The 21,309-nt window shown below is 71.8% G+C and carries 18 protein-coding genes; 10 read left to right on the top strand and 8 right to left on the bottom strand.

The window, feature by feature from the left end; genetic code table 11:
* Nucleotides 1–52: 52 nt before the first annotated feature.
* On the bottom strand, nucleotides 53–1,189 hold the full coding sequence (locus tag BKD26_RS11815; protein ID WP_179166510.1) for an LPXTG cell wall anchor domain-containing protein: 1,137 nt from the start codon (nucleotides 1,187–1,189) through the stop codon (nucleotides 53–55).
* Between the two features lie 291 nt (nucleotides 1,190–1,480).
* Here BKD26_RS11815 and BKD26_RS11810 point away from each other — a divergent pair, with 291 nt between their 5' ends.
* Nucleotides 1,481–3,169 (top strand): peptidase, encoded by a 1,689-nt coding sequence (locus BKD26_RS11810; protein WP_084897808.1) that lies wholly within the window; start codon nucleotides 1,481–1,483, stop codon nucleotides 3,167–3,169.
* Nucleotides 3,170–3,635: 466 nt separating this feature from the next.
* On the opposite strand, the gene BKD26_RS11805 is transcribed toward BKD26_RS11810, so the two are convergent.
* Nucleotides 3,636–3,923, bottom strand: coding sequence for a chorismate mutase (locus BKD26_RS11805; RefSeq protein ID WP_084897807.1), 288 nt, complete (start codon nucleotides 3,921–3,923; stop codon nucleotides 3,636–3,638).
* A gap of 317 nt (nucleotides 3,924–4,240) precedes the next feature.
* On the opposite strand from BKD26_RS11805, the gene guaA reads away from it, so the two are divergent.
* Nucleotides 4,241–5,824, top strand: coding sequence for a glutamine-hydrolyzing GMP synthase (gene guaA, locus BKD26_RS11800; RefSeq protein ID WP_084897806.1), 1,584 nt, complete (start codon nucleotides 4,241–4,243; stop codon nucleotides 5,822–5,824).
* A 30-nt stretch (nucleotides 5,825–5,854) separates the two neighbouring features.
* Here guaA and BKD26_RS11795 read toward each other — a convergent pair whose 3' ends face one another.
* Nucleotides 5,855–6,319, bottom strand: a complete 465-nt coding sequence (locus BKD26_RS11795) for a cupin domain-containing protein (protein WP_084898006.1) — start codon at nucleotides 6,317–6,319, stop codon at nucleotides 5,855–5,857.
* 53 nt (nucleotides 6,320–6,372) lie between these two features.
* Between BKD26_RS11795 and BKD26_RS11790 the strand changes: the two genes are divergently transcribed.
* The 3 genes from BKD26_RS11790 (at nucleotide 6,373) to BKD26_RS11780 (ending at nucleotide 9,227) form a co-directional block, all read left to right on the top strand.
* Entirely contained in the window at nucleotides 6,373–7,179 is an 807-nt protein-coding gene (locus BKD26_RS11790; protein WP_084897805.1) for a class II aldolase/adducin family protein, read from the top strand.
* Between the two features lie 134 nt (nucleotides 7,180–7,313).
* A complete protein-coding gene (locus tag BKD26_RS11785) occupies nucleotides 7,314–8,531 on the top strand; it encodes a hypothetical protein (RefSeq protein WP_084897804.1) in 1,218 nt (405 codons plus the stop codon).
* A gap of 174 nt (nucleotides 8,532–8,705) precedes the next feature.
* Nucleotides 8,706–9,227: a DoxX family membrane protein gene (locus BKD26_RS11780; RefSeq protein WP_084897803.1), complete on the top strand. Its 522-nt coding sequence runs from the start codon at nucleotides 8,706–8,708 to the stop codon at nucleotides 9,225–9,227.
* On the opposite strand, the gene BKD26_RS11775 is transcribed toward BKD26_RS11780, so the two are convergent.
* Nucleotides 9,134–9,439 (bottom strand): hypothetical protein, encoded by a 306-nt coding sequence (locus BKD26_RS11775; protein WP_084897802.1) that lies wholly within the window; start codon nucleotides 9,437–9,439, stop codon nucleotides 9,134–9,136. The two genes, BKD26_RS11780 and BKD26_RS11775, sit on opposite strands and share 94 nt — an antisense overlap.
* Nucleotides 9,426–10,733: a PspC domain-containing protein gene (locus BKD26_RS11770; RefSeq protein ID WP_107417827.1), complete on the bottom strand. Its 1,308-nt coding sequence runs from the start codon at nucleotides 10,731–10,733 to the stop codon at nucleotides 9,426–9,428. Before BKD26_RS11770 ends, BKD26_RS11775 begins: the two co-directional genes overlap by 14 nt.
* A 184-nt stretch (nucleotides 10,734–10,917) precedes the next feature.
* On the opposite strand from BKD26_RS11770, the gene BKD26_RS11765 reads away from it, so the two are divergent.
* The 3 genes from BKD26_RS11765 (at nucleotide 10,918) to BKD26_RS11755 (ending at nucleotide 14,320) form a co-directional block, all read left to right on the top strand.
* Nucleotides 10,918–12,192, top strand: a complete 1,275-nt coding sequence (locus BKD26_RS11765; RefSeq protein WP_084897801.1) for an ATP-binding protein — start codon at nucleotides 10,918–10,920, stop codon at nucleotides 12,190–12,192.
* Nucleotides 12,189–12,884, top strand: coding sequence for a response regulator transcription factor (locus tag BKD26_RS11760; protein ID WP_084897800.1), 696 nt, complete (start codon nucleotides 12,189–12,191; stop codon nucleotides 12,882–12,884). The genes BKD26_RS11765 and BKD26_RS11760 overlap by 4 nt, the downstream gene beginning before the upstream one ends.
* Nucleotides 12,885–12,976: 92 nt before the next feature.
* Nucleotides 12,977–14,320, top strand: a complete 1,344-nt coding sequence (locus BKD26_RS11755) for an alpha/beta hydrolase-fold protein (protein WP_084897799.1) — start codon at nucleotides 12,977–12,979, stop codon at nucleotides 14,318–14,320.
* Between the two features lie 10 nt (nucleotides 14,321–14,330).
* On the opposite strand, the gene BKD26_RS11750 is transcribed toward BKD26_RS11755, so the two are convergent.
* Nucleotides 14,331–15,374, bottom strand: coding sequence for a C40 family peptidase (locus tag BKD26_RS11750; RefSeq protein ID WP_084897798.1), 1,044 nt, complete (start codon nucleotides 15,372–15,374; stop codon nucleotides 14,331–14,333).
* Nucleotides 15,375–15,617: 243 nt separating this feature from the next.
* Between BKD26_RS11750 and BKD26_RS11745 the strand changes: the two genes are divergently transcribed.
* The gene (locus BKD26_RS11745; RefSeq protein ID WP_084897797.1) at nucleotides 15,618–15,971 is read left to right on the top strand and encodes a hypothetical protein; all 354 of its coding nucleotides are present in this window, start codon (nucleotides 15,618–15,620) and stop codon (nucleotides 15,969–15,971) included.
* A gap of 7 nt (nucleotides 15,972–15,978) precedes the next feature.
* Here BKD26_RS11745 and BKD26_RS11740 read toward each other — a convergent pair whose 3' ends face one another.
* Together BKD26_RS11740 and BKD26_RS11735 are read right to left on the bottom strand one after the other, a co-directional pair.
* Nucleotides 15,979–17,262 carry a nucleotide disphospho-sugar-binding domain-containing protein gene (locus tag BKD26_RS11740; RefSeq protein WP_084898005.1) on the bottom strand — a complete coding sequence of 428 codons (1,284 nt, stop codon included), beginning with the start codon at nucleotides 17,260–17,262 and terminating at the stop codon, nucleotides 15,979–15,981.
* Nucleotides 17,263–17,296: 34 nt separating this feature from the next.
* Entirely contained in the window at nucleotides 17,297–18,487 is a 1,191-nt protein-coding gene (locus tag BKD26_RS11735; RefSeq protein ID WP_084897796.1) for a C40 family peptidase, read from the bottom strand.
* Nucleotides 18,488–18,826: 339 nt separating this feature from the next.
* On the opposite strand from BKD26_RS11735, the gene pcrA reads away from it, so the two are divergent.
* Nucleotides 18,827–21,304: a DNA helicase PcrA gene (gene pcrA / locus BKD26_RS11730; protein ID WP_084897795.1), complete on the top strand. Its 2,478-nt coding sequence runs from the start codon at nucleotides 18,827–18,829 to the stop codon at nucleotides 21,302–21,304.
* Nucleotides 21,305–21,309: the final 5 nt, after the last annotated feature.

Genomic DNA, 21,309 nt, shown 5'->3' with positions numbered 1-21,309 from the left:
GCTGCACCCCCCTCCGAGTGCAGCGCCTCTCTTGCTCTATGCGGTACGCGTGTTACGCGGTGGCACCGCTGTTACGGCGCTTCAGCGCGAAGACGACACCGGCACCGGCGACGATGGCGATACCACCGGCGATACCGATGGTCGGCAGCATCGAGTTGGAACCGGTCTCGGCGAGCTCACCCTCGACCTTGATCGGGGTCGAGCCGCCCTGCGGCTTCAGGTCGGCAGGCTTCTGGTCGGACGGCTTGGCCTCGCCACCGTCGCCACCGTTGCTGCCGGCGGCCAGGACCTGGAAGCTGTAGGACGCGTAGTCCTCGTAGCACTCGTCGCTCTTGTCGTAGCCCGTGGCGGCGAAACCGAGCGCGGCGCCGGCCGGGGCGGCCTTGTCGATCGAGATGCGCAGCTGGATGGTGCGCTTCTCGTCCTTCTTCAGGTTGACGACGTCGAAGAAGAAGCCGATGTTCTCGCCGGAGAGGCTGGCGCCGTTCTCCCACTCACCGTTGGGCTTCTTGTACTCGATCTTGGCGTACTTCTCGACCAGGCGGTCGGTGTAGGCCTCGTCGTCGATGTCCTTCTTGTAGGACGCCCAGGCGCCGACGACAACATCGTCGAGGGCCTCGCTGCTGTTGTTCTTGACGTTCAGCTGGAAGTTCTTCCAGCCGCTGCCCGCGACGATCTGGCCGGGGAGGTTGGAGAGCGAGACATCGACGGCGGCCTGCTTGCAGACCTCCTCCTCGATGATCTCCTCTTCCTCGTCGACGACCTCTTCCTCGCCGGCCTCTTCCTCGTCCTTGCCGGTCTCGGTGCCCGGCTTCTCGGCACCGTCCTCGGTGCCGGTCTCGGTGTCGCCCGTGGTCGTGTCGTCCTCGGTCTTCGAGCCCTCGTCCTTGGTGGACTCGTCCTCGGTCTTCGTACCGTCCTCGGTGGTGGCGGCACCGTCGTCGGTCGCCGGACCGTCCTCGGTCTTGGTGCCGTCCTCGGTCGTCGCCGAACCGTCGTCCGTCTTCGCGGAGTCGTCGGTCGACGTGGTGTCGCCGGTCGTGCCGGTCTCCGTCTCGCCGGTGGAACCGGAGGTGGAGGTCGTGCTGGTGGTGCCGTCCGTCGCGTACGCGGCCGGAGCCGCCAGGAAGGCGGCAGGGGCTATGACGGCGGTCGCGGCAGCGACCGCCATGGCGCGGCGAAGCTTCATGAAGACCTCAGTGAAGTCCAGGCGTACCGCCTAGTGCGGCACGGTGTCGTGGGGGCCGACCCGGCGTGGGGTGTCACGGGTGTGGCCGTTGGTTCCGCATGCATGACCCGTGACTGGTGGGGATGGTTGTACGCCAACTGACGAAAACTTTATGTGTCCTGCATCACAGCTTCCGCTTGTGCTCTCCCCGTGCCCAATCCGTGATCTTCGGCCGCGCAACCATCCGGACCGCCTCCTGGTCGAACCCGTGCTCGTGCAATCACGCCGCATGCCGTAACCAGAGGTCCCCAGATGAGACGCCTTTCCGCCTCCCTCGCCGCCGCCGGGCTCCTCGCCGGTGCCGTGCTGAGCGCCGCCCCCGCCGCGTACGCCGCCGACGAACCGGTCCTCACGCTCGACGGCCCCGCCGAGGTGGGCCTGCGGCCCTATCCGGCCACCGGCGAGCCGCAGAGCACCGCGATCGACGTCACGGTCGACAACCCGGGCGAGGACAGGCAGAACCGCGGCTTCGAGGGCGAGTACACCGTCACCTTCGACCTCAGCGGCCTCGCCGGCGTGGCCGACGTCCGTTTCGGCGAGACCGGCAGCTCGAACTGCACCATCACCGGCACCACCGGCGTCTGCACCGACGCCTTCGGCATCCCCGCGGGCGTGAGCAGCGTCGCCGAGCTGGACATCACCGCCGCCAAGGGCAGCGCGCTCGGCGCCACCGGAGACGTCAAGGTCACCGGGAAGGCGGAGGGCGCGACGTTCACGTCGTTCTCGACGAGCGTGACCGTCGGCGGCCCCGATCTCGTGATGCACCCCCTCGACCTCAAGCGCGACGTCACGCCGGGCCAAGTGCAGGACGCTCCCCTCACCTTCACCAACACCGGCACGGACGCCGCCGACGGCGTACGCCTCACGCTGACGACCTCGCACGGCCTCGACTACACGCGGCGGTACGCCAACTGCGACTACACCGGGACCACGGGCCTGACAACGGCGGTCTGCGGCTTCCCCGGTACGTTCGAGCCCGGCGCCACCTACACGCTGGCCGAGCCGATCGGCCTGAAGGCCACGGACCACGCGTACATCGAGATCTTCACCCACCGCGTCGAGGAGCAGAGCGGCCCGCGCCGCAAGGCCGCCAAGGGCGCCGGCCCCGAGCTCACCCTGAAGAGGGCGCCGGCCGCCCCCCGCGCGGCGGACCTCGACCCGGCGGACAACCACCAGGAGGTCGACCTCCGCGCCACGAACACCGCCGACTTCGCCGCGTACGGTGACCAGCTCACCGCCACGGCGGGCGAGACGGTCGAGGCGACGGTCGGTTTCCGCAACAGCGGCCCCGCCTGGATCGCGTACCTCCGCTCCGGCGAGCCCGTCGCCACCGTGGACGTGACCATCCCCGCCGGCGCCACGGTCACCGAGAAGCCGGCCCGCTGCGAGCCGCGTACCGCCAAGGGGGAGTACCGCGAGGAGCCGCTGGGCGCGCCGCGCTACTTCTGTGACACGCCGATCCGGGTGTTCGAGGACGAGGACTTCGCGCTGCCCTTCGAGCTGAAGATCGACAAGGTCGTCCCGGACGCCAAGGGCGCCGTGACCGTACGCAACACCTTCCTCAGCCACCCGGAGCTCGCCTTCGACCCGAAGGCCCCCAACAACACCGCCCAGCTGGTCCTGAACCCCAAGGGCACGAGCACGGACCCCACGGGCGGCTCGACCACGACCGGCTCGTCGACCGGCGGCTCCACGACCACCGGCGGCACGACCACCACGGGCGGCACGACGACGGGCGGCACGACGACGGGCGGTACGACCACCACCGGCACGGTCGGCACGACCGGCACCACCGGCGGGTCGACCCCGACCACCCAGACCGGCGGCGGCCTCGCCAGCACCGGCTCGCTCGCCCTCCCGGTCGCGGCCGGCGCCGCCGCCCTGGTCGCCGCGGGCGCCGCGACCTTCATCGTCGCCCGCCGTCGCGCCAACGCCTCGTAACGCGCAGAACAAGGGCCCCGCGGAAACGCTTCCGCGGGGCCCTTGGCCGTCAGCACCGGCGTCAGGGCAGCGCCGGTGCCGAGGGAGGCGGCGCCGGGGGGTAGCGCCGCTCGGTGGCAGTGGTCGTGGGTCGTATCGGCGGTCCAGGGACACGGGGGTGTGGCGGGACCGGGCTCGTTCGCATCGTGCTGGACGGCCGCGGCCGACGCAACGGTGGGGACCGGATGCGGTCGGCTCCGGGCGTCCCCGGAGCCGACCGCCTTTTCGGGTGACCGGGCTGCTGTCCCCTGCCGTCCGGTCACGCACGCCGGGGCGAGGTCCCACGACGTACCTCATGAGGTACGCCACACGCCCCGGCGGAGCCACGCGTGGTTTCTTCGTTCCGCCCCTGGCTGACACGGACAACCGATCCAACGAAGCCGTACCGGAGCGGTCACGCGCCGTACGGGTGAGAGCGGGCCCGAACTCAGATGCGGCCCCGGCACAGCTCCAGCATCGTCATCGCCAGCGACGTACCCGGCTTGCCCAGCGCGTCCCTGTAGTGGGCCAGCACGTCCATCTCGCGCGCCAGGTTCACGCGCCGGCCGCCGGACGAGATCCGTGCTTCCTGGATGACGGCCGAGACGGCCATCCGTTCCTGGATGAGGCCGATGATCCGGTCGTCGAGCGCGTCGATGCGCTCCCGTGCGCCCGCGATCACATCGGCGGCCTCGTCGGTGCGGGCGCCGGTCCGGTCGGTGTGCACTGCGGTCATGGCGGGGGCTCCTTTGGTGGGCGGGGCCCCGGGCCGGCGACCAGGTCCGGGAAAAGCAACAGGCGCCCCGGACCTTGTCGGCCCGGGGCGCCTGGGAAGTCGCTTGTCAGTGGCTCAAGCAGCACGACCATGGCAGCCGGACGGGCCCGGTGCCATAGGTAAAGACGAAGGTCGAGAGCTTGCGCATGCGGCAAGTATGGACCATCGCCCGAGCCGGACAAGGGCGGGTTCGGATGGTGAGACAAAGGCTCCCCCGGCCGCGCCGGTAGAATCGACATACAGACTCCTCCTGCTCCTCCCGCCGGAAGGCCGCCGTAGTGTCATCAGCGAATCCCGCTGCCGCGCCCGACGCCGTACTCGTCGTCGACTTCGGCGCGCAGTACGCCCAGCTCATCGCCCGCCGCGTCCGTGAGGCCCGGGTCTACAGCGAGATCGTCCCGTCCACCATGCCGGTGGCCGAGATGCTGGCCAAGAACCCGAAGGCGATCATCCTCTCCGGCGGCCCGTCCTCCGTGTACGAGGAGGGCGCCCCCCAGCTCGACCGTGAGATCTTCGAGGCCGGCGTCCCCGTCTTCGGCATGTGCTACGGCTTCCAGCTGATGGCCACGACCCTCGGCGGCACCGTCGACAACACCGGCGCGCGCGAGTACGGGCGTACGCCGCTGCACGTCAGCAGGACCAGCTCCACGCTCTTCGAGGGCACCCCGGCCGAGCAGCCGGTGTGGATGTCGCACGGCGACGCCTGCTCCGCGGCCCCGGACGGGTTCACCGTCACCGCGTCCACGGACGTCGTGCCGGTCGCGGCCTTCGAGAACGACGAGAAGAAGCTGTACGGCGTGCAGTACCACCCCGAGGTGATGCACTCCACGCACGGCCAGCAGATCCTGGAGCACTTCCTCTACCGCGGCGCCGGTCTCCGTCCCGACTGGACCACCGGCAACGTCATCGAGGAGCAGATCGAGGCGATCCGCGCGCAGGTGGGCGAGAAGCGCGCCATCTGCGGCCTGTCCGGCGGTGTGGACTCGGCGGTGGCGGCCGCCCTCGTACAGAAGGCCATCGGCCCGCAGCTGACCTGCGTGTACGTCGACCACGGCCTGATGCGCAAGGGCGAGACCGAGCAGGTCGAGAAGGACTTCGTGGCGGCGACCGGCGTGCAGCTGAAGGTCGTCGACGCGCAGGAGCGGTTCCTGGAGGCGCTCGCCGGGGTCTCCGACCCCGAGGAGAAGCGGAAGATCATCGGCCGTGAGTTCATCCGGGTCTTCGAGCAGGCCCAGGCCGAGATCGTCGCCGAGGCGCCGGACGACCACCCGGTCGAGTTCCTCGTCCAGGGCACGCTCTACCCGGACGTGGTCGAGTCGGGCGGCGGTACGGGTACGGCGAACATCAAGTCGCACCACAACGTGGGCGGGCTCCCCGAGGACCTCGAGTTCAAGCTGATCGAGCCGCTGCGCCAGCTGTTCAAGGACGAGGTCCGGATGGTCGGCCAGGAGCTCGGCCTGCCGGACGAGATCGTCCAGCGCCAGCCCTTCCCGGGCCCGGGCCTCGGTATCCGTATCGTCGGCGAGGTCACCAAGGAGCGCCTGGACCTGCTGCGCGAGGCGGACGCGATCGCCCGTGAGGAGCTCACGGCCGCAGGTCTCGACGGTGACATCTGGCAGTGCCCGGTCGTGCTGCTCGCCGACGTGCGGTCGGTGGGCGTGCAGGGTGACGGGCGTACGTACGGGCACCCGATCGTGCTGCGGCCCGTCTCGTCCGAGGACGCGATGACGGCGGACTGGACGCGTATGCCGTACGACGTGCTGGCGAAGATCTCGACGCGGATCACCAACGAGGTGAAGGACGTCAACCGGGTCGTGCTGGACGTGACGTCGAAGCCGCCGGGCACCATCGAGTGGGAGTGATCCCGCCCCGCGCCTGACCGGAGCCGTCGCCTACTTCCTGTGGGCGGCGGCTTCGAGCGTGAAGTCGTCGTACTGGAAGCCCGGCGCGACCACGCACGTGACGAGGACCGGCTCGTCGCCGGCCGGGTCGGCGGACTGCCAGGTGCCGGCCGGGACGAGGAGCTGCGGCTGTTCGCCGGTCTCGACGGACGGGCCGAGCACGAGGTCCCAGGGCTCGCACGGGGCGTCGCCCTCGCCGCCGAGGGAGAGGCGCAGCGGGCCGCCGCGGTGCCAGAGCCACAGCTCGTCGGAGCGGACGCGGTGCCAGGGGGAGCTTTCCCCGGGGTGCAGCAGGAAGTAGATGCCGGTCGCGTATGTACGGGGGCCGGGGTAGCCGTGCGGTGTGGTCGAGCCCGTCGTGCGCCAGGTCTCCCGGAACCAGCCGCCCTCGACGTGCGGTTCGAGGTCGAGGAGGCCGACCAAGGGGGAGAGCGAGGTACGGTCAGCGCCCTTCATGGGGTGCACCTCCATCTCTGGTCAGTTGACGTGGCCGGCGGTAACTTCCGGCCATGAGCGAAGCCGAAGCACCTACGCCGAAGCCGGTGCCCATACCCGTCGAGCGGCTGCACTTCGCGATGCCGCCCACCCACGCGTCCGTCGCCGACGAGCGGGCGTACCGCAAGCGGCGGCTGGCGGGCGCGCTGCGCCTGTTCGCGCGGTTCGGGTACGAGGAGGGCGTCTCCGGGCACATCACCGCGCGGGACCCCGAGTTCCCCGACTGCTTCTGGGTCAACCCTTTCGGAGAGCCGCTCGCCGGTCTGACCGCCTGCGACCTGATCCTGGTCAATGGGGACGGACAGGTCGTCGAGGGAACCGAGCACGTCAACCAGGCCGCGTTCACCGTGCACGCCGAGGTGCACCGGGCGCGGCCCGATGTCGTGGCCGTCGCGCACACCCACTCCACGTACGGCCGGGCGCTGGCCGCGCTGGGGGAGCTGATCGAGCCGATCACGCAGGAGGCGTGCGCGTTCTACGAGGACCATTGCCTGTACGACGCGTACACGGGCGTCGTCGTGGACGCCGCCGAGGGGCGGCGGATCGCGGCCGCGCTCGCCGGCCGGAAGGCCATGATCCTGCGCAACCACGGGCTGCTGACGGTCGGCGACTCGGTCGACGCGGCGGCCTGGTGGTTCATCACCATGGAGCGGTGCAGCCGGGTGCAGCTCGCCGCGCGGGCGGCCGGGAAGCCGGTGCCGATCGGGCACCGGGAGGCGGTCGCGACGCGTGAGCGGCTCGGCAGCGATCTGGTCGCCTGGATCAACTACCAGCCGCTGTGGCGGCAGATCAGTCGCTCGGAGCCCGAACTCCTGTCGTAGACGGTCAACTTCGGGGTGCCTGTTTCACTCCCGTGAGAGGTGTGAGCGGGGCGCGGGCCGTGGCGTTCATAGGAAAGAATTCCTTTTCCCTGTCGGGTGGTTGAGACGCCGGTTGAGACACGGAAGGGGGCGCCATGGCGGTGTACGGGGCGAGGCGGTGCGGCGGATGTACGCACGGGGCGCGCGAGGAGCACCGGCGGGCGGTGGCCGCGTTCCGGGCCCGGCGGGACCGGCTGGCGGCGGGGGAGGGCGTGCCGGACCTCCCCGACGGGGCGTCACGGCGGTGGGTGTCCGACGAGCTCGGCCGGCAGGCGCGGACGGTCGCCGAGCGGGGCCGGGCGCTCGGCGAGGCATGGCCGCACGCGGTGTGGCGCGGCACGCTGTACGCGGTGTGGGGTGCCGTCGCGGTCCTGCTGGTGGGGTATGTGGTGACCGCTGCGCCGGACGGTGGCGGTGACGGTGGATGGACCGGACCGCGCACGGCGGGGCTGGTTGCCGCGATGTGCATGGGCGCCGTGCTGACCGGCGCGGCACATGTGCACCGGGCGTACGGCGGGCTCCTGGCGCCCCTGATCGGCGAGGACAACCGGCTGTCGACGTCCCGGGCGGTCGCCGCCGCGTGGGCGCTCCTCGCGGTGTTCGCCGCGCTCCACCTCACCCTCCAGGGCGCCGCCGGGGGCCGGGTCGGGCTCGCGGGCGGTGCCCGGCTGCTGACGGCCCTCGCCCTGGTGTGCGCCGTGGCCGTCGCCGTACGCAAGGTGGTGACCGTGCGGATCCTGGGGCAGCGGGTGCAGAAGGTGCGTGCCGAACGGCCGCGCGCCGCCGACCTGCTGTGCGACGACGCCGGGCGCGCCGGCTTCGCGGACGCCCAGTACGTACTGGTGTCGGCGTTCGCGGTGCTGTTCGCCGCCGCCCGGCTGGTCCGGCGCCCCGGCGAGCTGCCGTACCTGCCGTGGGCGCTGGTCGCCCTGGTCGCCCTCTCGGCCGCCACCTACCTGGCCGCCAAGTGCGCCGAGGGCGTCCGGCCCGTCATCCTCTCCGTGGTGCGCGCCCCGCGGCCCGGCGCCCCGGACGCCCCCATCCGGACCGGCGACGACATCGAGATCCGGGGCGCCGGCTTCGTACCGCCCGGAGCGGCGACGCCCGCCCACCTCACCCGCACGGTCGTCCGTATCGGCCCGGTCCATGTCCACGTCCCGCTCGTCCCCGCCCCGGGCGGCTTCACCAGCCCCACCGACACCACCCTCACCGTCCCGGTCCCGGCGGACGTCCCTCCCGGCTGGACGGACGTCCAGGTCGTCACCGCCTCCGGCGCGGTGACGAACCGCGTCGTCATCGACGTGTCCGCGTGACGGGCCGCCGCCCCCTGGAACGACGTGTCCGCATGACAGGCCGCCCCCCGAACCGACGTGCCGGCGCCACCGGCCGCCGCCCCTGAACCGACGTGCCGTCCGCCGCGTATCCCTGCACGGGGATGCCGAGGAGAATCGGCTCCGGGGACCGCCGTGTGGAGAGGCAGGCCGGCAATGACGCACACCTACCGGACGACAGCGACCTACGGGGGCGGCGCCGACGGGCCGCGCGGCTGGAAGGCGACCGCCTCCCGGTACGCGCTGTTGCCGCTGCGGGTCTTCCTCGGCGTCACGTTCATCTACGCCGGACTCGACAAGATCACCGACGACCGGTTCATGGCCGCCTCCGGGACCGGCTCGATCGGCGAGATGATGCGGTCCGTCCGGGACTCCTCCGCCGTGCCGTGGCTCGTCGACCTGGCGCTGAAGAACCCGGAAGGGTTCGGGTACGGCATCGCCTTCGGCGAGCTGGCCGTCGGCATCGGCACGCTCCTCGGGCTGCTGGCGCGGCTCGCCGCGGCCGGCGGGGCGCTCATCTCGCTCAGCCTGTGGCTGACCGTGAGCTGGCAGTCCGACCCGTACTACTACGGCAACGACCTCGCCTACCTGATGGCGTGGCTGCCGCTCGTGCTGGCCGGTGCTCCGCTGCTGTCGCTCGACGCGGCCCTGGCGGCGCGGCGGCGCCGGGCGCGGTAGCCGATCCAGCCGGCGACGCCCGCCAGGACCAGCCCCGCGACCAGCAACGGCAGCACCGCGTACCAGGGCGTGTCCCAGGCGCGCGCCGCGTCGCCCGCGTACAGCGCCGCGATGCCCAGGGCCGTGGCCCCCACGACCAGCCGGCCGGGGCGGAACTCATGGCGCCATTCGCCGTGCTGCTTCTGCGGTACGGCCGTGTCATGACGCGGCACGGGTGACCTCCACCTGTCCGAGCGCGACCTCCAGGGTGAGGTCGAGCGTGCCTGCCGGGGCCACGCCCTTGGGTGGGGCGATCGTGCGGGTCGCCTCGCGGTCCGGGGCGACGTCGATGTCATTGGCCGGGTCGGCCGGCAGGCGCAGATCGCCGAGCCCCACCTCGGCGTGCACCTTCACGGTCACGTTCCTCGGTACGACGACATGGAGGCGGCCCGCGCCGACCTCCGCGGCCGTGCGCGCCGTCTGCTTCGCCGGAACGGCCAGCCGGGACAGGTCCAGGGTGCCGACGCCGGTGCCCAGCTCGTACCGGGGGCGCAGGTCCGCCGCGGTCGCCGGTCGCCAGTCCGTGCGTATCCACTCCGTGTCGATCTGCCGGGGTATCAGCGCCGCGCCCGCCAGCAGCACCGCGGTGACCACCGTCATGAAGACCGTGCCGAACCCTGTCCGGCCCAGGAACGAACCGGTCACCAGCCCGAGCCCGAACACCACCAGCGCGCACACCAGCCCGATCTGCAGGCATACCCCGAGCGGCTGCGACCCCCAGGACAGTCCCGTGCCCAGCCCGCCCGCCACCAGGGCCAGCAGGAAGACCGGGCCGCCCAGGGAACGCGGGCCACGGGCGGCGGCGGGCACGGCGCCCGCCCCGGGGCTCTTCGAGGGGCGCCGGAGAATCGCCTCCTCCACCCCCGCGCCGTCCTCCGGCCCCCACAGATAGCCGAGCGGAACCGGCCCCGACGTACCGTCCTTGACGATCGGCTCGCGCCACCACGACGGGGACTCCGGCGGCGGCGGGGCCTTCGTCTCCGGCGGCGCCTCCGCCACCGTGTGCGGCGCCGGGTGCGCCGCCGCCTCGTGTCCCTCGGCCAGCCGGCGCCGCTGCGACCAGACGGCCGCCCCGCTGACGGCGATGATCAGCAGCAGTGAGAAGGAGATCGTGCTGCTGTTGCCGAGCATCGACAGGAACAGGCCGCAGCCGACCAGCGCCATCAGCAGCGCGACCAGCGAGGCGCTGTCGACCCGGCCCGACAGCAGCCGCCGCGCCTCGTTCTCCTCCTCGTCCTCGGCCGTGATCAGCAGCCAGGCGAAGCCGTAGAAGACCAACCCGAGGCCCCCCGTCACGGCGAGCACACCGGTCGCGACCCGGAAGATCACAGGGTCGAGGTCGTAGTACCGCCCGAGCCCGCCGCACACCCCGGCCACGACCTTCCGCCGCGGCGCGCGCCGCAGCGGCGGGTGAGCCGGTGCTCCATCGGCCTCGGCCTCGGCGGGGGCGGCGGTCGTACGCGTCATACGTCCATGGTGACGGCCCGTGAGCCGCTCCGGCACCTTCCGCGACCCTGGCCCGTCCCTGATATTCGACCCCGCCTCGACCCCGTACCGCCCCCGGATCGCCCCTGGAGACCAGGGCGTTTCTCAGGGTCGGATGAGGGACGGCCCTGATGTCCGGCGGCGGCCGGCGTGTGACGATCGGGGCATGCCAGTCGCCGCCCGCCCACCCGAGACGACCGACGAACCACCCGTGCGCAAGCTCTACCGCAGCGCCGACGGGCGGATGCTCGGCGGCGTGGCGCGCGGCCTGGCCGGCCACCTCGGACTGCCCGTGGTCTGGGTACGCCTGGTCTTCCTCGCCCTCTTCCTGGCCGACGGCCTCGGCGTGCTGGTCTACGCCGTCTTCTGGATCGTCGTCCCGCTGGGCGTCGGCGGCCGGTCCGCCGAGCCGCGTTCCGTCTTCGCCACCACCCCCGACGGGCGGCGCAGGCTCCGCAAGCCCGACAAGGGCCAGATCGTGGCGCTCATCGCGCTCACCGTCGGCGCGATCGGCTTCGTCAGCAGCGTCGACCTCGGCAGCGACGCCAACCGGTACGTATGGCCCACCCTGCTCGTCGGCGTCGGCGTCGTCCTGGTGTGGCGGCAGGTGGACAACGCGCGCCGCGCCAGCTGGACCGAGCCGGGCCGCCGCAAACGGCTCTTCCAGCTGGTGCGGGGCCTCGCGGGGGTCGCGCTCGTCGGCATGGGCCTGACCGTCTTCATGGTGGTGCGCGGCTCGGCCGCCCAGCTCGGCACCGCCCTCACCGCCGCGATAGCCGTCCTCGCCGGGATGGCCCTGCTCGCCGGACCGTGGCTGGTACGGATGTCGCAGGACCTGTCCGAGGAGCGCACCATGCGCATCCGCGCCCAGGAGCGGGCCGAGGTCGCCGCACACGTACACGACTCCGTCCTGCACACCCTCACCCTGATCCAGCGCAACGCCGACGACCCGGGCGAGGTCCGGCGGCTCGCCCGCGCGCAGGAGCGCGAGCTGCGCAACTGGTTGTACCGGCCGGAGGGCACCGGCAAGGACGAGGACCAGGAGCCGGACACGCTCGCCGAGGCGGTCAGGAAGACCGCCGCAGAGGTCGAGGACAAGCACGGCGTGCCCCTGGAGGTCGTGGTCGTCGGCGACTGCCCGCTCGACGAGAAACTGGCCGCCCAGATGCAGGCCGCGCGGGAAGCCATGGTCAACGCCGCCAAGTACGGTGGCCGGGGAGGGGCGGTGCAGGTGTACGCGGAGGTCGAGGGCCGGACGGTCTTCGTGTCCGTACGGGACCGGGGGCCGGGCTTCGACCTCGACGCCGTACCCGCCGACCGGATGGGCGTACGAGAATCGATCATCGGCCGGATGCAGCGCAACGGAGGCACCGCGCGGCTGCGGTCGGTGCCGGGAGACGGCACCGAAGTGGAGCTGGAGATGGAGAGGGCGGACGGATGACCGAGGACACGACGACTGCTGCCGACGCGGGGCGGCGGGTACGGGTCGTCCTGGTGGACGACCACCGGATGTTCCGCACCGGCGTGCAGGCGGAGATCGGCCGGACCGAGACGACCGGCGTGGAGGTGGTCGGCGAGGCCGCCGACGTCGACCAGGCGGTGACCGTGATCACCGCGACGCGCCCCGAGGTGGTCCTCCTCGACGTCCACCTGCCGGGCGGCGGCGGCGTCGAGGTGCTGCGCCGCTGCGCGAGCCTGATGACGGCCCCCGAGAACCCGGTCCGGTTCCTGGCCCTGTCCGTCTCGGACGCCGCCGAGGACGTCATCGGCGTCATCCGGGGCGGCGCGCGCGGGTACGTCACCAAGACGATCACGGGAGCCGACCTCGTCGACTCGATCTTCCGTGTCCAGGACGGCGACGCCGTGTTCTCGCCCCGGCTGGCCGGGTTCGTGCTGGACGCGTTCGCCTCGACGGACGCCCCGCCGGTCGACGAGGACCTGGACCGGCTCACCCAGCGCGAGCGGGAGGTACTGCGGCTGATCGCGCGCGGATACGCGTACAAGGAGATCGCCAAGCAGCTGTTCATCTCGGTGAAGACGGTCGAGTCGCACGTCTCGGCGGTGCTGCGCAAGCTGCAGCTGTCCAACCGTCACGAGCTGACCCGCTGGGCGACCGCCCGCCGCCTGGTGTGACGCCTGTCGGATCCCCTCCGGGCGTATTTGTGAGGTAACCGGTACATAGGCGCGGCAACCAGCACGGCTCAGGTCCCCTCCTACTCCCCGTGATGAGCCTGACAGGTACCCCCTTCCTCGTGACCGCGGTCGTGCTGGCCGTGATCGCCGTCCTGCTGCCCCTGGCGCTGTGGAGCCGTGTGCGCGGCCCCGCCCTCGTCCGGGGCGCGGCGCGGTTGGGCATGGTGGCCTTCGCGCAACTCACGGCGATCGTCGTGGTCTTCGTCGCGGTGAACAACGTCAACGGGCTGTACGACAGCTGGGACGACCTGCTGGGCACCAGCGACCACGTCGACTCCGCCATCGACCTCGGCCCGGACGGGCTGGGCGGCAAGCGCATCTCCGACCTGCCGAAGGTCAGGCAGACCTTCACGCCCGTCGACGACCCGACCATGGGCCCCGGCGTCCGGAAGACCATCCTGAAGGGCGGGATATCCGGGGTGAAGGCCGAGGTGTACGTCTGGCTTCCGCCGCAGTACGACGACCCGGCCCACAAGGACAGGAAGTTCCCCGTCGTGGAGCTGCTCTCCGGCTTCCCCGGCTCGCCCAAGTCCTGGTTCGTCGGCATGCACGCCAACCAGCAGCTGGAGCCGCTGATGCGGAACGGCACCGTCGAGCCGTTCATCCTCGTCGCGCCGCGCAGCCACCTCCTCGGCCACACCGACACCGGCTGCGCCAACGTGCCCGGCAAGATCAACGCCGACACGTGGCTCAGCGTCGACGTACGGAAGATGGTCATCGACAACTTCCGGGCCTCCGACAGGGCCGACGGCTGGGCGGTCGCCGGGTTCTCGTCGGGCGCCCACTGCGCCACGAAGCTGACCATCGCCCACCCCGACCGCTACCGGTTCGGCGTCAGCATGTCCGGCTACAACGACCCGGCCGCCGAGCCGTCCTCGCTCACCGGCAAGGACCCCGAGCTGCGGCATGCCCACAACCCGCTCACCATGCTCAAGACCGCCCCGGTCCCGCCCCGGGTCACGCTGCTGCTCACCGGCGACGGGGGCGACGGCTACCAGCAGGGCGTCGCGCTGCGGGAGGCGTCCAGGGCGCCGACACGCATCGACGTCCAGCAGGTCTACGGCGGCCACCGCATGAGCACCTGGGTACGCGAGGTCCCGTCGGTCTTCCAGTGGCTCACGCAGCAGTTCCGCACCGAGGGCGCGGGAGCCGGCACGGAGCCCGGCGCGGGGCCCGACGCGGGAGCCGGTGCTGCGGGGCAGGACCAGGTGCCGGGCGCGGGGCAGGGCCATGGCCAGGGGTCGGACGCGGGTCAGGGGTCCGGCGCGGGTCAGGGTCAGGGTCAGGGGTCCGGCGCGGGGATGGCCGCGGGCGTGGGCCAAGGGGCCGGGTCCGGGACGGGCCGGGGGACCATGTCCGCCGGGGGCCGCCCGTAGCGCACGGACGTCACGCCACGCGTGTCGCGCCCGCCCACGGCATCTCGTCGATCGGCGCGATCCGTACGGGGGCGCCGGGGCGAGGGGCGTGGATCATCTTGCCGCCGCCGATGTAGAGGCCGACATGGCTGACGCCCGAGTAGAAGAACACCAGGTCGCCGGGGGTCAGCGCGGAACGGGACACGCGCTGTCCGGCGTCGATCTGGCTGTACGTGGTGCGGGGCAGCGACACCCCGGCGGAGCGCCAGGCGGCCTGGGTGAGCCCCGAGCAGTCGAAGGCGGAGGGCCCGGTGGCGCCCCACACGTACGGCTTGCCCACGGCTCCGTACGCGTACGAGACGGCCTGCGCGGCGCGCGGGTTGGGCGCCCGGACCGGGCCCTGTGGAGCGGCCGCCTGCTCCGTAGGCGCGGGCGCCCGCCCCGTACCCGAGGCGCCGTCGTACGCGGCGCGCTGGGCGGTGGTGAGCCGGGCCAGGAGCCGCTCGGCGGCGGCGATCCTGCCCTGGACGGTCGCCTTGTGGCGGCCCAGCTCGGCCTGCCGGGCCTTCAGGTCGCGTAGCCGGCCGGCGGCCTCGGCGCGCAGCCGGGCGAGTTCGGTGACCTGGCTCCGGGCGGCGGCGACGGCCGTGGACTGCCGGTCGCCGACCCGTTCCGCGAGTGCGGCGCCTCGCAGGTACGTATCGGGGTCGGTGGAGAGGGCGAGCTGGACGGCGGGGTCGAGGCCGCCGTTCCGGTACTGGGCCGTGGCCATGGAGCCGAGCGCGTCGCGGGCGGCGTTGAGGCGGGCGGTCCGGCGGGCGGCCTCGTCGCGCAGCGCCTCCAGCGACGCCTCGGCCCGACGCACCTCCTCCTTGGCGCCGTTGTACTTGTCGGTCGCCTCCTCGGCCTCCTGGTACAGCCGGTCGGCCCGCGCCTTGACCTGGGCTGGTGTGAGGCGGGGCTCGGCGTGCCCGGAACCTTCGAAGGCGGTGGCGCCGGCCGCCCCGGCGAGCGCCAGGGTGAGGGCCGTGCGGCTGCTCAGCGTCCGCTGCTTGGGTTTTCGGTGCGCTGCCACGGTGGCGGGTCACTTCCCTTCGGTCGTCCCCGGCGGGACGGGGCCTGGGGAAGGACGCTAAACCTGGGAGTCACGGGCGAGCGCGGGCATGACCGCAATTGGCCGCAGGTGAGGTTTCGGGAGCGGATTCGGAGGGGGCCACGCTGCCGGAATCCCGCATTCCGTTATCAGCCGTGACCGATGCGACGAATGAGGCAACCCTGACCGACGGGCGGTGGTATTGCCCCGGCTAGGCTCCGCCACATGGACGTACTCATCAATGTCTTCGTCGCGCTGCACATCATCGGTATCGCCGCTCTCCTGGGTGGCTTCCTGACCCAGATGAAGGCGATGGGCGAGGGTACGGCGCGCCTCGGCCCCGCGATGCTGCACGGAGCGCTGACGATGCTGGTCACGGGAGTGGTCCTGGTCGGCCTCAACCAGGCCGACGACCAGACCGTGAACAACATCAAGATCGGTGTGAAGCTGGCGATCCTGGTCGTCATCCTCGGCCTGGTGTACGTCAAGCGCGACGAGGAGCGGGTCGACAAGGCCGTCTTCGGCGCTGTGGGCGGCCTGACCATGGCGAACATCTTCATCGCCACGCTCTGGACGTGACCGCCCCTCAGACGCCCCGGGCGGCCGCCTCCTCGATCAGGCCGGCCGCCCGCCGCAGCCCGTCCCGGTCCCGGATCACCGCACCCGTCGCGGCCAGCCGCTCGCGCAGCGCCATGTCGCCCAGGAGCCGCTCCAGGGCCCCGGTCAGCTCCTCGTCCGTGCACCGGTAGGTGTCCAGCCGGACACCGAAACCCAGCTCCTGCATGCGCTGCGCGTTGTCGTACTGGTCCCAGAACAGCGGCAGTACGATCATCGGCTTGCCGAAGTGCAGCGCCTCCGTCGTCGTGTTGTTGCCGCCGTGCGTGATCACCAGGTCGACGAGCGGCAGGACGGACGTCTGCGGCAGGAACTCCGCGCCCCACATGTTCGGCGCCAGCTCGATCTCGTCGTGCAGCGGGCCCTTGGAGACGATGTAGCGGTACGGCGTCCTCGCCAGGACCCCGATGACGCGGCGCATCAGCTCCACGTCCGCCGACCCCAGCGATCCGAGCGAGAAGTAGATCAGTGCCCCGCCGCCCCCGGCGAGGGACGGCGGCAGGGCGAAGGTCTCGTCCGTCTCCCGTACGCACGAGTCCAGGCGGTGCCAGTGGGGCGGCAGCACGCGCGCGTAGTCGGCCGCCTCGGGATACACGTACAGGTTCGTGCCGCCCTCGTGGATGAACTCCAGCTCCGGCAGCGGCGGCGCCCCCTGCTCGGCCACCCAGCCGCTGAAGTCCGCCCACAGCGCCCGGTGCGTGCGGTCGTACTCGGCCCGGAAGGCCGCCCAGCCGGAGTCGTCGTCGGCCGGGTAGCCGGAGAAGGCGGGCGGGACGCCGGGGCTCTTGATCTCCAGCGGGTTGCAGGAGGTGATCCGTACGAACGGCACGCCGGCCGTCAGCAGGGCGGGGAACGCCACCACGTTGTCCTCGACGATCACATCCGGGCGTACCCGTTCGATGATCCGCTTCAGCTGCGGCTCGCAGTGGCGGGCGCCCGAGACCAGCTCCTCCCACACCGGTTCGATCCAGGTGCCGAGCTGCTCGAAGGTCGGCTTGCGGAACTCCGGGGCGGTGTCCCGGACGAAGTCCTTCCAGAACTGTCCGGGATCCTGCGCGCCCTCGGCCGGGGGCGCCAGGTCGACCAGGTCCTCCTCGAAGCCGAGCTCGCTCAGCCTCCCGCGCCAGGACGCCTCGGCGGCGAACACCACCCGATGGCCCCGGCGGCGCAGTACGTCCCCGATACCGACGCAGTTGTTCGTCGGCCCGTAGGCGCTCTCCGGTACGAACAGGACGGTGAGCCGGCGGTCGGTCATGGTTCCCCCCATGTCACGTTCGTGTCAGGTCATGTCAGGCCGGACGCACGCTGCTGTGGACGGGCAGGGAGTAGATGGACTCCTCGCGGACGTTCGCACCGGGCCTGGGGGCGTGGATCATCTTCCCCTCGCCCTTGTAGATGCCGACGTGGCTGATGTCGTCGTAGAAGAACACCAGGTCCCCGGGGCGCAGATCCTCCACGGCGACCCGCGTCCCGGCCTTCACCTGGTCCCAGGTCGTACGGGGCAGGTCGACGCCCGCCGCCCGCCACGCGGCCTGGGTGAGCCCGGAGCAGTCGTACGAGCTCGGGCCGGTCGCGCCCCAGACGTACGGCTTGCCCATCTGCGCCTCGGCGAAGGCCAGGACCTTGCCGGCCTTGGCGGTGTAGCCGCCGTCCCCGGCCGGCTGCCGCTCGTGCTGCCGCGGCTGTGTGTGGTGCTCGCGGGCCCCCTCAGCCTCCGCCTGCGCCTCCGTCTCCGCCTGCGCCTCCGTCTCCGCCCGCGCCTTCTCCTCGGCCCGGCGGCGGGCTTCCTCCTCCCGCTCGCGCTCCAGCTCCGCGAGCCGCGCCCGCTCCTGGGCCGTCAGCCGCGACAGCAGCGCCCGCGCGTCGCTCAGTTTCCGCTGCACGGTCTGCTTGGTGGCCCGGAGGGACGCCTGCGACGCGGTGAGCGACTCCAGCTCGCGCGTCGCCTCCGCCCGCCGCTTCGCGCTCTCAGCCTGCTGCGCCTCGTACTCGGTGAGCGTCTCGTGCTCCCGGTCGGTGAGCCGGTCCATCAGCTGCGCCTGGTCCACGAAGGACTGCGGGCTGTCCGAGAAGATCAGCGACGCGGTAGGGCCCAGCCCGCCCGAGCGGTACTGGGCGGCCGCGTAGCTGCCGAGGGTGCGGCGGGACTCGTTCAGCGCTTCCGTACGCCGGGCTGCGTCGTCGAGCATCCCGTCGACCTCGCGCCGCTGCTGGTCCGTGGCCTCCTTGGCCTTGTTGTACCGCTGCGTCGCCGTGCCCGCCTGCCGGTAGAGGTCGTCGACCTTCCTCTGGACCTCCTCGACCGTCGGCCCCCGGTCCGGGTCGCCCGGCGCGCCGGGAGCGGCGGTCGCGCTCTGTGACGACAGGAGCGTGACCGAGGCCAGGGCGGCGGCCGTCGTGACCCCGACGGCGGGGGAGTGTGCATGCAGGGTCTGCAAGGTGCGCGTGCGCGGCTTGCGATGCGACGCCAAGGCCGGCATCTCCTTCCGTGGACCGCCTACCGGGTCAGCTGTCAGGTTCGGGCGGAACGGAAGGTGCCCTTTGGGTCCCCGGTTCCGAACTGCCGTGAGCGCAGCACGAATTCGGCGTGGGCGATCCGATTGGCGTGGTTCGCCGAAGGGAAAACGGACCGCTTGGGCGAGCACGCTAGCCAACCTGTGGTGGTGCTGTGAAGGATGATGTTCGATATGCCCGATACGTTTTCGTGACCTTGGCGTGATGTCGCCGAATCGATACGGAGGGTGACGAATCAGGTCTGTTGTCGGCGCATCCGCCGTTCGTCCACGGCTGTCAGTGGGGCGGCCTAGACTCGATAGGCGATGAGCAGCCTCTTTGACGACAGCTTCCTGGCGGACCTCCGGAACCACACCTCCGAGGAGCCCCCGCCGCCGCCCGAGGACTCCGCGGGCCCCGGGGACGCCCCGGCCGCGGAGGAGATCCCGCACGACCTCTTCGGGGACCGCTTCGACGTGCCCCCGGCCAGGGACGCCCGGGACGCGTACTACCGCGACGGCGCCCCGCGCCCCGTCGTCGACCCCGCCGCGCTGCTGGAGGGGCTGAACGAACAGCAGCGCGCCGCCGTCGTGCACACCGGCTCGCCGCTGCTCATCGTCGCCGGCGCCGGCTCCGGCAAGACCCGGGTGCTGACCCACCGCATCGCCCACCTGCTGGCCACCCGGCACGTCCACCCGGGCCAGATACTGGCGATCACCTTCACCAACAAGGCCGCCGGCGAGATGAAGGAGCGCGTCGAGCAGCTCGTCGGCCCGCGCGCCAACGCCATGTGGGTGATGACCTTCCACAGCGCGTGCGTCCGCATCCTGCGCCGCGAGTCGAAGAGGCTCGGCTTCACGTCGTCCTTCTCGATCTACGACGCCGCCGACTCCAAGCGGCTGATGGCGCTGGTCTGCCGCGACCTGGACCTCGACCCCAAGAAGTTCCCGCCGAAGTCGTTCAGCGCCAAGATCTCGAACCTGAAGAACGAGCTGATCGACGAGGAGACCTTCGCCGACCAGGCCGCCGACGGCTTCGAGAAGACGCTCGCCGAGGCGTACCGGATGTACCAGGCGCGGCTGCGCGAGGCCAACGCGCTGGACTTCGACGACATCATCATGACGACGGTCCACCTGCTCCAGGCGTTCCCGGACGTCGCCGAGCACTACCGCCGCCGCTTCCGCCACGTCCTCGTCGACGAGTACCAGGACACCAACCACGCCCAGTACACCCTCGTACGCGAACTGGTGGGCACGGGTTACGAGGACCTGGACCCGGCCGAGCTGTGCGTCGTCGGCGACGCCGACCAGTCGATCTACGCCTTCCGCGGCGCGACCATCCGCAACATCCTCCAGTTCGAGGAGGACTACCCGGACGCGACGACGATCCTGCTGGAGCAGAACTACCGCTCCACGCAGACCATCCTGTCCGCCGCCAACGCGGTGATCGAGCGCAACGAGAGCCGCCGCCCCAAGAACCTGTGGACCAACGCCGGCGAGGGCGCCCGCATCATCGGGTACGTCGCGGACACCGAGCACGACGAGGCACAGTTCGTCGCCGACGAGATCGACCGGCTGACGGACGCGGGCGAGGCGAAGGCCGGCGACGTCGCCGTCTTCTACCGGACGAACGCCCAGTCCCGTGTCTTCGAGGAGATCTTCATCCGCGTCGGCCTGCCGTACAAGGTCGTCGGCGGCGTCCGCTTCTACGAGCGCAAGGAGGTCCGCGATGTGCTGGCCTACCTGCGCGTCCTGGCCAACCCCGAGGACAACGTCCCGCTGCGCCGCATCCTCAACGTCCCCAAGCGCGGCATCGGCGAGCGCGCCGAGGCGATGATCGACGCGCTGGCGCTGCGCGAGAAGATCACCTTCCCGCAGGCGCTGCGCCGCGTCGACGAGGCGTACGGCATGGCGGCCCGGTCGGCGAACGCCGTGAAGCGGTTCAACACGCTCATGGAGGAGCTGCGCACCATCGTGGACTCGGGCGCCGGCCCGGCGGTGGTCCTGGAGGCCGTACTGGAGCGGACGGGATACCTGGCCGAACTCCAGGCCTCCACCGACCCGCAGGACGAGACCCGGATCGAGAACCTCCAGGAGCTCGCCGCCGTCGCCCTCGAATTCGAGCAGGAGCGCGGCGAGGGCGAGGGCACGGGCACCCTGGCCGAGTTCCTGGAGCAGGTGGCCCTCGTCGCCGACTCCGACCAGATCCCCGACGAGGACGAGGAGGGGTCCGGTGTCATCACCCTGATGACGCTGCACACCGCCAAGGGCCTGGAGTTCCCCGTGGTGTTCCTGACGGGCATGGAGGACGGCGTCTTCCCGCACATGCGCGCCCTCGGCCAGACCAAGGAGCTGGAGGAGGAGCGGCGGCTGGCGTACGTCGGCATCACGCGTGCCCGCGAGCGGCTCTACCTGACGCGGTCGACGATGCGCAGCGCGTGGGGGCAGCCCTCGTACAACCCGCCGTCGCGGTTCCTGGAGGAGATCCCGGGCCAGCACCTGGAGTGGAAGCGTACGGGCGCGATGGGCAAGCCCGCCGGGCCCACGTCCGGGATCGCGTCGTCGCTGTCCTCGTCCCTCTCGGCCCGTTCCCGCTCTGGCCCGTCGGGCTTCGCCACGCGGCGTACGACGGACAAGCCGGTGATCTCGCTGGCGGTCGGGGACCGGGTGACGCACGACCAGTTCGGGCTCGGGACCGTGATGGCGGTGACAGGAGCGGGCGCGGACGCGCAGGCGACGATCGACTTCGGTGACGAGAAGCCGAAGCGGCTGTTGCTACGGTACGCGCCGGTCGAGAAGCTGTAGCCCGG

Source organism: Streptomyces sp. CB03238 (assembly GCF_002099185.1).
Classification (GTDB): Bacteria; Actinomycetota; Actinomycetes; order Streptomycetales; family Streptomycetaceae; genus Streptomyces.
The sequence above is the reverse complement of the archived record's forward strand: the minus strand, read 5'-3'. Positions and strand labels throughout refer to the sequence as shown.